The sequence below is a fragment of the Pseudomonas sp. P4_C1 genome (assembly GCF_056402155.1).
Genome location: NZ_JBFUHY010000023.1, coordinates 42101 through 56923, shown reverse-complemented (window position 1 = coordinate 56923; position 14823 = coordinate 42101). Strand labels below are relative to the sequence as shown.

12 protein-coding genes are annotated in these 14823 nt (G+C 60.1%); 4 read left to right on the top strand and 8 right to left on the bottom strand.

Features of this window, described 5'->3' with window-relative positions:
- Nucleotides 1-13: 13 nt before the first annotated feature.
- The 4 genes from AC1DU9_RS15565 (at nt 14) to tatA (ending at nt 3285) form a co-directional block, all read left to right on the top strand.
- A complete protein-coding gene (locus AC1DU9_RS15565) occupies nt 14-940 on the top strand; it encodes a 2-hydroxyacid dehydrogenase (protein ID WP_223458824.1) in 927 nt (308 codons plus the stop codon).
- A 413-nt stretch (nt 941-1353) separates the two neighbouring features.
- On the top strand, nt 1354-2211 hold the full coding sequence (locus tag AC1DU9_RS15560) for a GNAT family N-acetyltransferase (RefSeq protein ID WP_457266032.1): 858 nt from the start codon (nt 1354-1356) through the stop codon (nt 2209-2211).
- A gap of 57 nt (nt 2212-2268) precedes the next feature.
- Entirely contained in the window at nt 2269-2976 is a 708-nt protein-coding gene (locus AC1DU9_RS15555; protein ID WP_457266031.1) for a cupin domain-containing protein, read from the top strand.
- An 84-nt stretch (nt 2977-3060) separates the two neighbouring features.
- Complete coding sequence (gene tatA / locus AC1DU9_RS15550) at nt 3061-3285, top strand: twin-arginine translocase TatA/TatE family subunit (protein ID WP_457266030.1); 225 nt, start codon at nt 3061-3063, stop codon at nt 3283-3285.
- Nucleotides 3286-3336: 51 nt separating this feature from the next.
- Here tatA and AC1DU9_RS15545 read toward each other — a convergent pair whose 3' ends face one another.
- The 8 genes from AC1DU9_RS15545 to AC1DU9_RS15510 all read right to left on the bottom strand — a co-directional run bounded on the left by AC1DU9_RS15545 (nt 3337) and on the right by AC1DU9_RS15510 (nt 14823).
- The gene (locus AC1DU9_RS15545; RefSeq protein WP_457266029.1) at nt 3337-5463 is read right to left on the bottom strand and encodes a TonB-dependent siderophore receptor; all 2127 of its coding nucleotides are present in this window, start codon (nt 5461-5463) and stop codon (nt 3337-3339) included.
- A gap of 260 nt (nt 5464-5723) precedes the next feature.
- Nucleotides 5724-6803: a tartrate dehydrogenase gene (locus AC1DU9_RS15540; protein WP_223458813.1), complete on the bottom strand. Its 1080-nt coding sequence runs from the start codon at nt 6801-6803 to the stop codon at nt 5724-5726.
- A gap of 41 nt (nt 6804-6844) precedes the next feature.
- Nucleotides 6845-8302: an NAD-dependent succinate-semialdehyde dehydrogenase gene (locus AC1DU9_RS15535; RefSeq protein WP_223458811.1), complete on the bottom strand. Its 1458-nt coding sequence runs from the start codon at nt 8300-8302 to the stop codon at nt 6845-6847.
- Nucleotides 8303-8995: 693 nt separating this feature from the next.
- Nucleotides 8996-10153: an acetylornithine deacetylase gene (gene argE / locus AC1DU9_RS15530; RefSeq protein ID WP_477810448.1), complete on the bottom strand. Its 1158-nt coding sequence runs from the start codon at nt 10151-10153 to the stop codon at nt 8996-8998.
- Nucleotides 10150-11304 carry an NAD(P)/FAD-dependent oxidoreductase gene (locus AC1DU9_RS15525; protein ID WP_477810447.1) on the bottom strand — a complete coding sequence of 385 codons (1155 nt, stop codon included), beginning with the start codon at nt 11302-11304 and terminating at the stop codon, nt 10150-10152. The genes argE and AC1DU9_RS15525 overlap by 4 nt, the downstream gene beginning before the upstream one ends.
- Nucleotides 11301-12692 (bottom strand): FAD/NAD(P)-dependent oxidoreductase, encoded by a 1392-nt coding sequence (locus tag AC1DU9_RS15520; RefSeq protein ID WP_477810446.1) that lies wholly within the window; start codon nt 12690-12692, stop codon nt 11301-11303. The genes AC1DU9_RS15525 and AC1DU9_RS15520 overlap by 4 nt, the downstream gene beginning before the upstream one ends.
- Nucleotides 12674-12982, bottom strand: a complete 309-nt coding sequence (locus AC1DU9_RS15515; RefSeq protein ID WP_052964739.1) for a (2Fe-2S)-binding protein — start codon at nt 12980-12982, stop codon at nt 12674-12676. Before AC1DU9_RS15515 ends, AC1DU9_RS15520 begins: the two co-directional genes overlap by 19 nt.
- Nucleotides 12979-14823 (bottom strand): ABC transporter ATP-binding protein, encoded by a 1845-nt coding sequence (locus AC1DU9_RS15510; RefSeq protein WP_477810445.1) that lies wholly within the window; start codon nt 14821-14823, stop codon nt 12979-12981. The genes AC1DU9_RS15515 and AC1DU9_RS15510 overlap by 4 nt, the downstream gene beginning before the upstream one ends.

Here is a 14823-nt window from a genome sequence, read left to right as displayed (position 1 = left end):
CGAGAAGTTACCCATGGCCCTGCTCTATAAAGCTGACCCGGTGCGCGGCGAACAATGGAAACGCCTATTCGCTGAGCACGCTCCGGATATCGAATGGCGTGCCTGGCCGGACATCGGCGATCCGAAGGATATTCGCTACCTGGCAGCCTGGCAGGCGCCGGACGATCTCGAAACATTGTTGCCAAACCTGCAGGTACTGTTCGCCTTGTCGGCCGGGGTCGACCAACTTGACCTTGACCGTCTGCCAACGACCCTGCCGGTGGTACGTTTACTCGACCCGAGCATCACCCGGGGCATGTGCGAGTACGCCAGTTTTGCGGTGCTCAGCCTGCACCGGGATATGCTCCGTTATCGCCAGCAACAAATGGCTCGGTGCTGGCAGGCTCACCTGCTGCAACCGGCAGCCAAACGTCGGGTAGGTGTGATGGGGCTCGGCACGCAGGCTCAACAGATTCTAGCCACCTTGCAGACCTTTGGATTCGACTTGTCAGGCTGGGCACGCAGTGAGCATCGCATTGCCGGGGTGGACTGCTTTGCGGGCGCTGAGCAACTTCCGGCCTTCCTCGGCCGTTGCGACATCGTGGTTTGTGTCTTGCCATTGACCGAGGAGACTAAAGGGATTCTCAACCGACAGTTGTTCCAGCACCTGCCCAAGGGTGCTGCCTTGGTCAACATGGGCCGGGGTGGGCACCTGATAGAAGAGGATCTGCTGGAGGCTTTGGCCAGCGGCCAGCTCAGCGCGGCGGTGCTCGACGTACTGGAACAGGAGCCGGCGGCGCCGGACCATCCCTTCTGGCACCATCCGCAGATATTGCTGACACCGCATATCGCTGCGATGACCCAACCGGAAAGTGCGTTTAGCGTGTTGCTGGAGAATATCCGCCGGCATCAACGTGGTGAATCAATGCTTGGCCAGGTTGACCGCGAGCGAAGTTACTGAGCAACGCGCGACCTCGTTCGAGAGCGATATCGACGAGGTGCGCCTGATCATCGAGTATCCGCTGAGCATTCTGTAACGTTTGGTCCTGGCCGGTTTTATCTGTGGACCGGCCGGTTTTGTTGAAGGTCTGCTCCGCGCTCCCTTAGCCTTGAGGCGCCCATCCGGGCGCCTTTCTTTAAGCAACTTCCCCCATCAGCAGTGCCTTTTGCTTTGCTCTGCATCCTGAAAGCCGATCCAGTATTTGCTGCCGATCCTGCTTCTCATTTGAGCAGTAAATGTGGCGTACAGAGCTGTCGCTTAAAGAATCTACCGAATCAATGGGGGCCTCTTGTCAGGCCTCGCAGCAGGTGAGATACCAATACTTTCAGCGGAGAAATCCGACCGGTCACGCTCCCCGTCTACGGAGATCTGTCATGTCCAACTCGCAACGCCCTGCATATACCTATCGCCCCATCACCCCGGCCGATGTGCCGCTGGCCCACGCCTTGTCCGTACAGTTGAAATGGCCCCACCGCCTGGAGGAATGGGCCATGTTGCAACGCATCGCGCAGGGTTTTGTCGTAGAACATGAAGGTCGTCTGATAGGTACCGCGTTCACCTGCGTGCAGGGAGATTACGCCACTATCGGCCTGGTGATCGTCAGTGATGAGTACCAGGGCCAGGGTATCGGTCGCAAGCTGATGGAACTGGCACTTGAGGCTTGCGGTTCACGTACCGCCATGCTCAATGCGACGCTGGCCGGCGCCCCACTTTATGCCAGTCAGGGATTCATTGACTTTGGACATATTCAACAACATCAGGGGCAAGCGCTGTCTCCAGTACCCAATGATCTGCCAGCCGGTGAGCGCTGCCGCCCGCTGACCGAAGCCGATCGAAGCGATCAAATCGAACTGGCCAACGCCGGCAGCGGCCTGAACAGACAGGCCGTGCTCAATGAGCTGTTCGATAGTGTCGAACACTCGGTCGGTATCGAGCGCGAGGGTCAGCTACGTGCCTTCGCCATGCTGCGCCCATTCGGCCGTGGTCGCTGCATCGGCCCGGTCATCGCGGAAAGTCCAGAGCAGGCCAAACACTTGATCGCGGTGTTGTTGGCCCAAGTGCCGGACGCATTCGTGCGCATGGATATATCGTCCGATAGCGGACTGGCCCATTGGCTGGAAGAGGCCGGGCTGAAGCAGGTCGACACCGTTGCGCAAATGGCCCGTGGCACCCCACCGCAGGCTATCGGCGCAGTGCGCCAGTTTGCGCTGGTGACTCAGGCCATCGCCTGACAAACCCCACAGATCCATCCAACGCCACACGACGCATATTTCTGGAGAAACTCCTTCATGCAAGAGCCCACTGCAGTGCTGCTGGCACACGCCGACGGCAGTCCCGTTTCAACAAAATTTACCCCCGGCTCGCTAGGAGCCAACGATCCGTTCGACAGGCACATTGCATATGTCGGGACGGATGACATAGCTGCCGGCGTGGTCCAGGCGAGCGGACAATTCAGCGTCGATGAATATCCCTACAGCGAAATGATCGTGGTACACGCAGGACAAGTCACCCTGCAGAGCCAGGATGGCACGCTCCAACTCAATCCCGGTGATAGCGCAGTGATTGCCCGGGGCACATCTCTTCAAGTCGAAGCGCAACCCGACTCTCTCTGGGCATTCTGCGCCGATACCCAGCTCGTTGAGGCGTGCAATCCCGGGTTAACGCCTCTCCCCCAGCTAACCCTGCTCTCTCCCTCGGCAGCACCGGATGCAGAAATCCTGCTAAGCCCGGCACCGCAATGTCGCTCGCACAATTTATTTGTCGAAGAAGCGACCAACCTGCGTATCGGCGTCTGGGACTCGACACCCTATACCCGCAAGGCGAGGCCGCACATGCTGCATGAACTGATGCACTTGCTCGAAGGCAGCGTCACCCTCCAGGTGGCGGACGGGACACATCTGACGGTCAACACTGGCGATACAGTGTTCGTGCCCCGAGGCGCACCATGCGCCTGGAACAGCAGCGCCTATGTACGCAAGTTCTACGTCGTCAAGTAACTCGAACCGCGTTAGCGCCGGCAGATGAGTTTTCCTCCGCCGGCCCCACCACAAAATCGATCAATCAGTTGCGGAGTACAGACAATGGGATTAGGTGGCTTCAGTACCGGAAAACTCCTGATCATCCTGTTGATCGTGGTCATGCTGTTCGGAACCAGGCGCCTGAAAGGCTTGGGGTCGGATCTCGGTGACACGATCAGGGGGTTCCGCAAATCCATGGCCGACGATACGCCAGTCACCGAGGAGTCCAGGGACCCGCCCATTGACGCTCAGGCGCGCACACTCGAAGGCTCGGTAAAAAAATACTAACCCCTGATTTATATCGGCTTTAGCGAACCGCTGCAGGATTCACTGGATCGCCTAGAGGGTGTAAGAAATACCAACCTGCACGGTTCTCGGCACCCCTGGATAGGCGTAAACGTTGCCGAATGCCCCTTCCTCATAGTCTTCGTCAGTCAGGTTTTTTACATCCAGATTGAGCCTGATTTTGTCGTTGACCTTGTAGTAGCTCAGCAAATCGACAACCGTGTAGCTGCCCATTGAAAACGCTGTATTGGCGGTCTGTCCTGCGCGCTCATCGACGTACCTGAGGCCTGTCCCAAGACCCAATCCCTTGAGTGCGCCATCCTGGAACTCGTAGACATTGAGCAGGCTGAAACTGTTCTGTGGAATGTTCATCAGTCGGGTGCCGGATTTGATGACGTTGTCCTTGGTCACTTCGGCATCGACATAGGCGTAGCCGCCAATCACTCGCCATTGCGGGGTCAGATTGCCGGCGACGTTCAGGTCGAGACCACGGCTGCGCACCTCGCCTGCCGCGACACTGAAGGTCGAGTCCACAGGATCGGTGGTGAGCACGTTGCGCTTTTCAATGTGGTAGATCGCCGCGTCGACACTCAATTGACTGTCCAGCGCTTCCCACTTGAGACCCAGTTCATACGATTTGCCCTTTTCCGGTTCGAAACCACCGCCCTGGCGACTGGCACCGGTATTGGGTTTGAACGAGCGCGCCGTATTGGCATAGATCGCCACGGTGTCGGTCAGGTCATAGGTCACCCCTATGCGCGGCGTCACTGCATTGTCGCTGGCATCCCAGCTTCTGCCGCCTGGCACAAAGGTTTCGTAGTCATGCTCGAAGCGCTCGAAACGGGCCCCGGCCAAGACTCTCAAACGTTCGGTCAAGGCCACCTGATCCTGAACGAAAGCAGCGTAGGTCTTGAGGTTTTCTTTGTCGTTAGTCGGGGTTCGGGTCAAAGCTGGACGAGGTTGACCATATACCGGGTTGAAGATATCAATCGGGTACGCACTCACAGCCCCACTGGAGCGCTGGATGATCGCCTGGTAGTCGTAATCCTCATATTCGACGCCGGTCAGCAAGGTGTGATCGAAACCGCCTGCGGTGAAATGTCCGGTGAGGTTGAGTTGGGTGTCCTTGTCCGTCCACTCCAGCTTGCGGTAGTTGAAGTTACGGCCCAGGGTTCGCCCGTCCGCGGCCACACCGTTGGCTTCGACCGCGTTCCCCTCGAGGGTGCCGTCGAGCCATTGGAATCCGCCGCCCAACGTCCAGTTATCGCTCAGCAGATGCTCGAACCGCAATTGCGCCATGTTGTTGTCGTTGTGCAATTTGCCAACGTCTTTTTCACCGAAGAAGGTATCGCGGGACGCGGTGCCAATCTGATTCGGAAAGCGGGTCACGCCGCGATCGAGCGGGTGGTTATTGCGCATGAAGTCGCCTTCGAAAATCACCTTGGTGTCGTCGGTGGCCTGCCAGGAAAGCACCGGCGTCACGCCGTAACGTTCGGTTTCGACATGATCGCGGAAGGTATCACCGCCCTCACCCACCACGTTCAGGCGATAGGCCAGTCGGCCTTCTTCATCCAACGGGCCGGAGGCGTCCAGCGTGCCACGCTTCATTCCATGGTCATCGAGTTGGCTACCCAGCGTCACCGTTGGCATGGCCAAGGGTTGTTTGGAGATGACGTTGAATGTGCCGCCTGGATCGCCTCGGCCATAGAGCATGGTCGCCGGCCCTCGCAGTACTTCCAGTCGCTCGATGGTGTTCGCATCCGGCATGTTCGGATAACCACGGTTGATCGGGAAGCCGTTGCGGTAGAACTCGCCAGTGGTAAAGCCACGCACGGTAAACGTGGTCAAGCCCTGGCCACCGAAGTTATTGGCCCGCCCCACCCCGCCGGCGTAATCGAGCGCGTCCTGCAACCGGGTGGCACTGATGTCCTCCACGACATCCCTGGGCACCACAGTGATGGATTGTGGTATTTCGTGGATCGAGGTGTCGGTACGCGTTGCACTGGCCGAACGCGTCGCACGATATCCATCAACCGGCCCCAACGCCGTTTCAAAGTCAGCCGTGCCAACGATGTCTGTCGCTTGCAACTCCAGACTGGTTTTATCGGTTGTGACTTGCTCCGCCCAGGAGGAAGCGGAAAACGCCTGAAGCACACAGATAGAAACCAGAGTACGACGCATCGAAGAAACCTTGAGAAAATAGCCAAATGGGACGGCATACGTGCCAATAATTCGCGGCGTATGGTATATCGCATCATCAGCTTTTGATACGTATTCGCATTTATATTTTCTGAACGCTGCCTGCGGTTTTACAAGCAATCCCGGAACACATCGCTTCGGGAACCAAGGTCGAATCAAAAAAAGCCCGCAGTGTGGACGGGCTAAAAGGGTGAGACACAAGAGTGAGTGGAGCTTTCCAGCCGACCTGTTGTTATCCGGATTTAAAGCGCCGCGGCGATTGCCATACCGACATCCTGGGTCGAGCCCTGCCCGCCCAGATCTGGGGTGATCGGTCCCTCGGAGATGACCTGCTCGATGGCCTTGAGAATACCGTCATGGGCCGCACGGTAACGCTGATCGCCATTGCCCAGGAAATCCAGCATCAAGGCACCGGACCAGATCATCGCAATCGGGTTGGCGATGTTCTGCCCATAGATATCCGGCGCCGAGCCATGGACCGGTTCGAACAGCGAGGGAAAGCGCCGCTCCGGATCGAGGTTGGCCGAGGGGGCGATGCCGATGGTACCGGCGCAGGCCGGTCCCAGGTCGGACAGAATGTCGCCGAACAAATTCGACGCCACCACCACATCGAAACGATCTGGCTGCAGCACGAAGCGCGCACAGAGAATGTCGATGTGTTGCTTGTCCCAAGTGACGTCCGGGTACTGCTGTGCCATTAACGCCGTGCGTTCATCCCAGTACGGCATGCTGATGGAAATGCCGTTGGACTTGGTGGCCGCGGTCAGACGTTTGCGCGGCCGGGTCTGGGCCAGATCGAAGGCGAACTTGAGAATCCGGTCCACACCGCGCCGGGTGAACACTGACTCCTGCAGCACGAACTCATGCTCGGTGCCTTCGAACATCTTGCCGCCGACCGAGGAATACTCGCCCTCGGTGTTTTCGCGGATCACCACGAAATCGATATCCCCGGCTTCGCGTCCGGCCAGCGGACACGGCACACCGGGAAACAACCGCACCGGACGGATGTTCACGTATTGGTCGAAGTCACGGCGGAACTTCAGCAGCGAACCCCACAGGGAAATGTGATCCGGCACTTTGTCCGGCCAGCCCACGGCGCCAAAGTAAATCGCGTCGAAACCCTTGAGTTGTTCGAACCAGTCAGCGGGCATCATTTGCCCGTGTTCCAGGTAGTAATCGCAGTGCGCCCAGTCGAGCACTTCGATGCTCAAATCCAGCTGCCATTTCTTCGCGGCCTGCTCCAGTACCCGCAGCCCTTCAGGCAAGACTTCCTTGCCGATACCATCGCCGGCAATCGCGGCGATTCTGAATGTTTTACTCATCAATCGTGGCTCCTCAATGTCCTGTTCAAACGGTAACCGGATCAAAGCCCACCGATGTGGAAGGCTTTGACTTCCAGGTATTCATCCAGGCCGTACTTACTGCCTTCACGACCCAGACCCGATTGTTTGATACCGCCGAATGGGGCGACTTCCATGGAGATGAGCCCGGTGTTTAGACCGATCATGCCAAACTCCAGCGCCTCGCCGAACCGCCATGAACGGCGCAAGTCCTGGGTGAAGAAATAAGCGCCCAGGCCATAAGGCGTGGCATTGGCCAGGGCCAGCGCTTCTTCTTCACTGGTAAAGCGCATCAGCGGTGCGACCGGGCCGAAGGTTTCTTCGTTGGCCAGCAGCATCCCGGCATGGGCCTCACCGAGCACCGTCGGCTGGACAAATTGGCTGTCGCCCTCGGGGACGCCGCCACAGAGCAGACGGGCTCCCTGACTCAAAGCGTCGTCGATATGTCGAGCGACCTTGCTCACCGCCGCTGCATTGATCAGTGGGCCGATGGTGGAATCTGCGTCCAGGCCATTGCCGACCTTGAGTTTGCCCACCTCCTCCACCAAGCGCTGGGCGAAGCGCTCATAAATACCCTCCTGCACCAGGATCCGGTTGGCGCAAACGCAGGTCTGGCCGGCGTTGCGGAACTTGCTGAGCATGATGCCGGCCACTGCCTGTTCCAGATCAGCGTCGTCGAACACAATGAATGGTGCGTTACCGCCCAGTTCCAGGCTCAGGCGCTTGATGTGTTCGGCGCTCTGACGCATCAGCAGCCGACCGACAGCGGTGGAACCGGTAAAGGAGATTTTGCGCACCGTCGGGTTGCCGGTCAGTTCTTCACCGATGCCGACGGGCATACCGGTCACTACGTTGAACACCCCGGCCGGAATGCCGACGCGCTCGGCAAGCACCGCCAGAGCCAGGGCGGACAGCGGAGTCAGATCCGAGGGTTTGACGATGACCGGGCACCCGGCGGCCAGGGCCGGCGCGCATTTGCGGGTGATCATCGCGTTGGGGAAGTTCCATGGGGTGATCGCGGCGCAGACGCCAACCGGCTGTTTAAGCGTGAGCAAGCGGCGGTCGCCGCCGGGTGCCGGGATGGTTTCGCCGTAAACCCGGCGGGCTTCTTCGGCGAACCATTTGACGAAACTGGCGCCATAGCGGATCTCGCCCTTGGCTTCGTTGAGTGGCTTGCCTTGCTCGCAGGTCATGATCAACGCAAGATCGTCCAGGTTGTCGATCATCGCCTGATACCAGCGCTCCAGCAGCGCCGCCCGTTCTGCCGCCGGGCGTGCGCGCCAGGCCGGCCAGGCGCGTTCGGCAGCTTCGATGGCGCGTCGGGTTTCGCTGCCGTGCATCGCGGGTACGCGGGCGAGCAACTGGCCGCTGGCCGGGTCGATAACGTCCAGGGTGGCGGCGTTGTCGGCGCTGATCCACTGACCGTCGATGTAAGCGAGTTCTACCAGCAGGCTGGGGTCTTTCAGGCGATTGTTGAGCATGGTCGAGTCCTGTTCCGAGACAGCCTTCAGTCTATTGTGTCGCCACAGACGAGGATGCTGAAAGCGCCGCCCCGACAGCCTTCGAACGCTGAAAATCGGCATTCGACGGCAGGCTCTACTGTTGGTGGGGTGATGGATACTGTCGCGGTCAGACGATGTAGTGCTTGACGATGCCGTTCAGTTCGCAGGCCAAGATCAACAGCTTCGCGAGCAGGCTCCCACAGTTGGACTGGGTACATCCGGAGAAGATTGATCGGCTGACAGGCCGCCATCGCAGCGATGCGGCGACCCGACAAGCCAACCCCACAAAAAATCAGAACACATCCGCTCTGCTTTTCACCACCCAACAGGCCGAGCGTTAGCTCGCCTGCAGCTTTTGATCTTGATGCACCGCCCCCTCGAGAGGCCGAGTGGAGGTTCTGCGCAGTGGGCAACCCGGCATGGATGCCGGGTTAGCCGCGCACGGCCATGGATGGCCGATCGCGGCGGGCCCACGGAGCAGGACCGGAGCGAGGGCATGCCGAGCCTAGGCGAGGCACCGAACGAAAGGGGCAAGAGCGCTTGGTTACTTGGCGCTTTTCCAAGTGACCCGCCGTAAGGGCGGAACCCTAAGTAGCCGTGACCGCAGCAACGGATATGTCCCCCCTAAAAATCGGGCAGATGTGTAGATACCTATGCTAAGTGGGCACAGCCCTACAGCCGCAACGAGCCCAACACCCCTTGCAGAAAGTACTCGCCGGCTTCCACTTGGCTGATCTCGATGAACTCGTCAGGCTTGTGCGCCTGTTCAATCGAGCCCGGGCCACAGACCACCACCGGCACATCCAGGCGTTGTTTGAACAACCCGCCCTCGGTGCCGAATGAGACTTTGGCAGTGCCGGTGTCCGGGGCGGCGAAGTTTTTCAGGAAGCGCACCGCTTCGACGCTCGGGTGGGTATCGAGGCCCGGATAGACGTTCAGGGTTTCGATCTCGATATCCGCCGCGCTGGACAGTTTTTTCGCTTCGCGCACGATCACTTCGGCACGCTCGCGCATCTGTTCCAGGAACTGATCCAGGTCGTCCRCCGGCAAGTTACGCACTTCGAAATCCAGGGTGCACAAGTTCGGCACGATGTTCAGCGCCTTGCCGCCGACAATCTGCCCGACATGTACGGTGCTGTAGGGCACGTCATAGTCGGTATCCTGCGCGCCCTGCTCTTGCAGTTGCTGCTGGCTCTGACGCAGTACCGCGATGAAATCGCAGGCCACGTGAATCGCATTGACCGAACGCGGTGCCAGCGAGGAATGCGCTTCCAGGCCGCGACAGTAAGTGCGGTAAGAACCCTTGCCCTTATGCCCGAGAACGAACTGCATGTTGGTAGGTTCGCCAATCACGCACAAAAACGGCCGCACCGGCGCCAGGTGCAGCACGTCGAGCAAACGCCGCACGCCGACGCAGCCGATCTCTTCATCATGGGAGAGCGCCAGCTGCAATGGCCGGTTCAATGAATAGTCGGCGGCATCGAGCATGGCGTCGATAGCCAGCGCGATAAAGCCCTTCATATCGCAACTGCCACGCCCGTAAATCCGTCCGTCCTGCACCGTTGCCTGAAACGCCGGAAAGGTCCAGGCCTGCCCCGCTGCCGGCACCACGTCGGTATGACCGGACAGCAGAATCCCCGGCACCTCCCGCGGCCCGGTACTGGCGAAGAGGTTGGCTTTTTTGCCAGTGGAGTCCTTGACGATCAGCGACTCGATGCCCTTGGTCAGCAGCAGATCGCGCACGTATTCGATCAAGGCCATGTTCGACTCCGAAGAGACGGTGTCATAGGCCATCAGACGTTTGAGAATGTCCAGCACGCGGGGTTTCATGAGACCTTGCTCCGTTGCTCGACTGAAGAAGCGAACCGGTTGATGGAGAACGGCGAAATCGAAGTGCTGGTGCTGCCGGTGCTGATCAGTTCGGCCATCACGTCGCCCACGCCCGGACCGAGCTGGAAGCCATGGCCGGAGAAACCGAAGGCATAGAACAAGCCATCAACGGTGCCGCTTGGCCCCATTATGGGCAGGGAATCGGGCAGGTAACCTTCGATACCACTCCAGACCCGAATGATGTTCAGGTTGCCGACACCCGGCAGCAGGCGACGCATCTGATCGAACTGATTGAGAATGCTGCGCGGCTCGACATAGGCCCGGCGGTTGAGCATGTCCGGCTCGCTACGATAGCCGCCACCGATGATGATGTTTCCACGGGGTATTTGGCGGAAATAAATCACTTCCTCGGGAATCTTGGTATAGACACCGATGACTGTCGGCAAGGCGTAAGGCACTGGCTCGGTCACGGCCATTTGCGGACCATGGGTTTCCAGCGGCACCGGTTCGCCGAATTGCGCCGAGAGTTTTTGGCCCCAGGCGCCAGCGGTGATCAACAGCTGAGCGGCACAGAACTGACGACCGTCGGTGGTGCTGATGTGGAACTCACCGCCGATCTTATGCACCTCGGCCACTTCCGTGCGCTCTTCGATCTGCGCACCGAGGCGTCGTGCCGCGCGGGCAAATGCCGGGGCCGCCAGACGCGGGTTGGCATGCCCATCGTGGGGGGCATAAGAGCCGCCTTTCACATCCGGGCCGAGAAACGGAAAACGCTTGTGTAATTCGTCGCCACTAAAGATCTTCAGCTCCAGCTGCTCTGCCTCAGGGGCGTCTGCGTAGGCTTGCAGCTCGGCGATCTCGTCTTCGCGGTAACACACCCGCATATGCCCGCTGGCGATGAATTCCAGGTCATCGTCGATCAGCTCCGACAGACGCTTCCATAACGCCCAGGAACGATTGGCCAGTTCCAGCTGCCCGAGGTAACGCCCTTGACGTCGCACGTTGCCGAAATTCACGCCGCTGGCGTACTGACCGATCTGGTCGCGCTCCAGCAAGATCACCGACTGCCCGCGCTGACGCAGGAAAAACGCCGCCGCTGAGCCCATCAGGCCGCCGCCGACAATCACGACATCGGCTTTCTGTACCGTCATGGCGACACCTCCTCGGTGAGTATCGAAAGGGGTTTGACCGGCGCCTGACCCCGTTGTCGGCCGACCTGTTGCACGCTGACGCCCGCGGCAGCGGCAATCACCTCTGCCCCGGCCTGCGAGCAATAACGCCCCTGGCAGCGGCCCATGCCGACCCGGCTGAAGGCCTTGGCCCGGTTAACTTCACAGGCCCCCTTCTCACTGACAGTACGGCGCAACTCGCCGGCCGTGATCATTTCGCAACGGCAGACGATCGCTTCGTCCGGCAGCGCTTTGGCCTGGGCAGAAGGCCACGGAAACGCCTGGGCCAGTCCGAGACGAAACTGATCCATTACCGTCAGCGCGTGCCGTTGTTCGTCGCGCAACCCGATGTTCACCGGATGCTGCAGATCCTCCAGCAGCGCCATGGCCACCAGGCGCCCGGCGTGCTCGGCGGCGTCGGCGCCGCGAATCTTCGAACCGTCACCGGCGGCATACACACCGCTGACCGAGGTCCGGCCGTCTTCATCCGTAGCCAGCCACCATTGGCTCGACGCTTCATCGAAGCGCATACGGCAACCGGCCAGGTCGGCCAGTTGAGTTTCCGGGCGCAGGTGATAACCCAGCGCGACGGCATCGCAATCCACCGTCAAGGTCTCACCACGTGCCGTGCGCACGCGTACGCCACTGACACCGCTGGCCGCATCGCCCTGCACTTGAAGCGGCGAAATGCCCAGATGCACCGGGATCTTCGCGCGATACAACTGCGCCAATAACTTCATCCCGGTGAACAGCAACCCCGGGCGCGCCAGCAGTTTCGGCATGGCAAGGATGCGTTTGCTCAGAGGCGAAGTGTCGAGCACTGCCGCGACCTTCGCTCCCGCCTTCACATACTGACTGGCAACCAGATACAGCAAAGGCCCGCTGCCCATGAACACCACGCGGTGGCCGATGGACACAGCCTGAGATTTCAGGGCGATCTGCGCACCGCCGAGACTATACGTGCCCGCCAACTGCCAGCCTTCGATCGGCATCAAGCGGTCGGTGGCACCGGTGCAGAGGATCAGCGCGTCGTAATCCACCGTCGAGTGCTTGCCCTGGCTGACACAACACAGTTGCCCCGGTGTCAGGTTCCACACCAGCGTGTCCGGGCGATAGTCGATCTGCCCGCGCAAACGATCGAAGCTCTGGTGCAGATCGTTGGCCTTGGCGGCTTCGGTGCCATACAGCGTGGAGTAATCCCGGGTAAAACCTTCGGGCTGGCGACGGTAGATCTGCCCGCCATCCCGGCGATTCTCGTCGATCAGGATGGGCTTTAATCCAGCGGCGACCAGGGTTTCGGCACAACGTGTACCGGCCGGCCCGGCGCCGACGATAACGACTCGATGAGTGCTCAGCCGCGCAGTGGCCATATCGCCTCCGGTTGTGTGGTGACAATATCCAGGCCTTCACGGACCTCATTGGAACAGGCGCGCAGACGCTCGCCGCTGCGGGTCCAGACCCAACAGTCCTGGCAGGCTCCCATCAGGCAGAAACCGGCGCGGCGGCCCGAATCGAACTCCGATTGGCGCAAGGCCGAACCCTGAGTCAGCAACGCGACCATCAGCGTATCGCCCTGCAGCGCCTCGATAGGCTTGCCGTCTACCTGCAGTTTGATAATGGGCCGGCCCTGTTCGGCCAGCCTTACGAAACGCCCGTTCATGCATAGACTCCCGCGGTCATGCTGTTTGAATCCTTCTGGGCTTTCAGCAGCTCGGCACTGTCGTGATGGCAAAGGACTTCACTGCCGCCAACGATCATCCGACGGTCCGGCGCAACGCAATTGCACAGACCGTCAACCCGCACCGGGCAGCGATTGAGGAAGGTGCACAGCCCCGGCACATTGGCTTTTGCACCAATGGGCGGCAGCGTGCCGCAGGTCGTTGTTCCACAGCTTTCCAGCCAGCCCTGACGCAACTCCGGCACCGAATGGATCAACAAGTCGGTGTAGGGGTGGAACGGTGCCTGGGCGTACGACTGGCGACTGCCGGCCTGGATCTTGTGGCCGCTGTACATCACCACAATGTCGTCGCACAGGGCTCGCACGGTGGAGATGTCATGGCTGATGAACAGATAGGACACCCCCAGTTGCTGGCGCAGGTCGCGCAGCAGTTCGAGAATCGCTGCACCGACCACGGTATCCAGTGCCGAGGTCACCTCGTCGCAGAGAATCAGATCCGGTTTGGCAGCCAGGGCCCGGGCCAGATTGACCCGTTGTTTCTGCCCGCCGGACAGTTCGTTCGGACGACGTTCAGCCAGCGTGCGCGGCAAACGAACGAGATCCAGCAACTCACCGATACGCTCGCGCAAAGCCGCACCCTTGAGGCCGAAATACATCTTCAGCGGGCGACTCAGAATAGTGCTGACGCTGTGCATCGGGTTGAGCGCGGTGTCGGCATTCTGAAAGACCATTTGAATACGTCGGAACTGCTCATCGGTGCGCGACGACAGGCTGCCACCCAGGGGCTGGCCATCGAAGGTCAGTCCCCCGAGCGCCGGCTCCAACAACCCGGCCACCACCCGCGCCAAAGTCGACTTGCCAGAACCTGACTCACCGATGACGCCAATCGCCTGGCCTCTGCGAACCGTCAGATCAATGTCCTCCAATACCAGGATCGATGGCATGCCATGCGCGTTTTTGTTGCCGTAACCGGCGGTCAGTCCCTGGATAGTCAGCAAAGGCGTGTCTTCAGCGACACCGCAGGGTGGACGGATGGTGGTGTCCGGCCGTGCTGCCGCCAGCAAGCTGCGGGTGTATTCGTGGGCCGGGCCTTTAAGCAAGGGTGCCGTGGCGCTCTGTTCGAAGATCTCGCCGCCATTGAGCACCACGATCTGATCGGCCATCTGCGCCACCACGGCCAAATCGTGGGATACGTAGACTGCCGTCGCGCCACGTTCGCGTACCACTCGTTTGAACGCCCGCAGTACATCGATCTGGGTGGTCACATCGAGTGCCGTCGTCGGTTCGTCGAGCACCACCAGCAATGGATCGCTGATCAGCGCCATGGCCGCCATCACCCGTTGCAGTTGCCCGCCGGAAACCTGATGAGGGTAACGCTGGCCAATGTGATCGGGGTCTGGCAGGGCCAGGTCGCGGAATAACTCGATGGCCTTGGCCTCAAGCACAGTCCTGCTGCCCAGGCCATGAATCAACGCGCCCTCCACCACTTGGTCGATGAGTTTTTTCGCCGGATTGAACGCCGCGGCGGCGCTCTGGGCGATGTACGACACACGGTTGCCGCGCAAGCCTTGCAGCTCGCCTTCGCTCAACGCCAGCATGTCATGTTCGCCGATCTGCACCACCCCGCCCGCCAACCGACAACCGCGTCGGGCATAACCGAGTAACGCCAGGGCGATAGTGGTCTTGCCGGAGCCGGACTCACCGATCAACGCCAGCACTTCGCCTTTCTGCAGGGAGAAGCTTACGCCCTTGACGATTTCCACATCACCGAGTTCGCCACAGGCGACCACTCGCAGGTCCTGAACGCTAATTAATGCACTCAT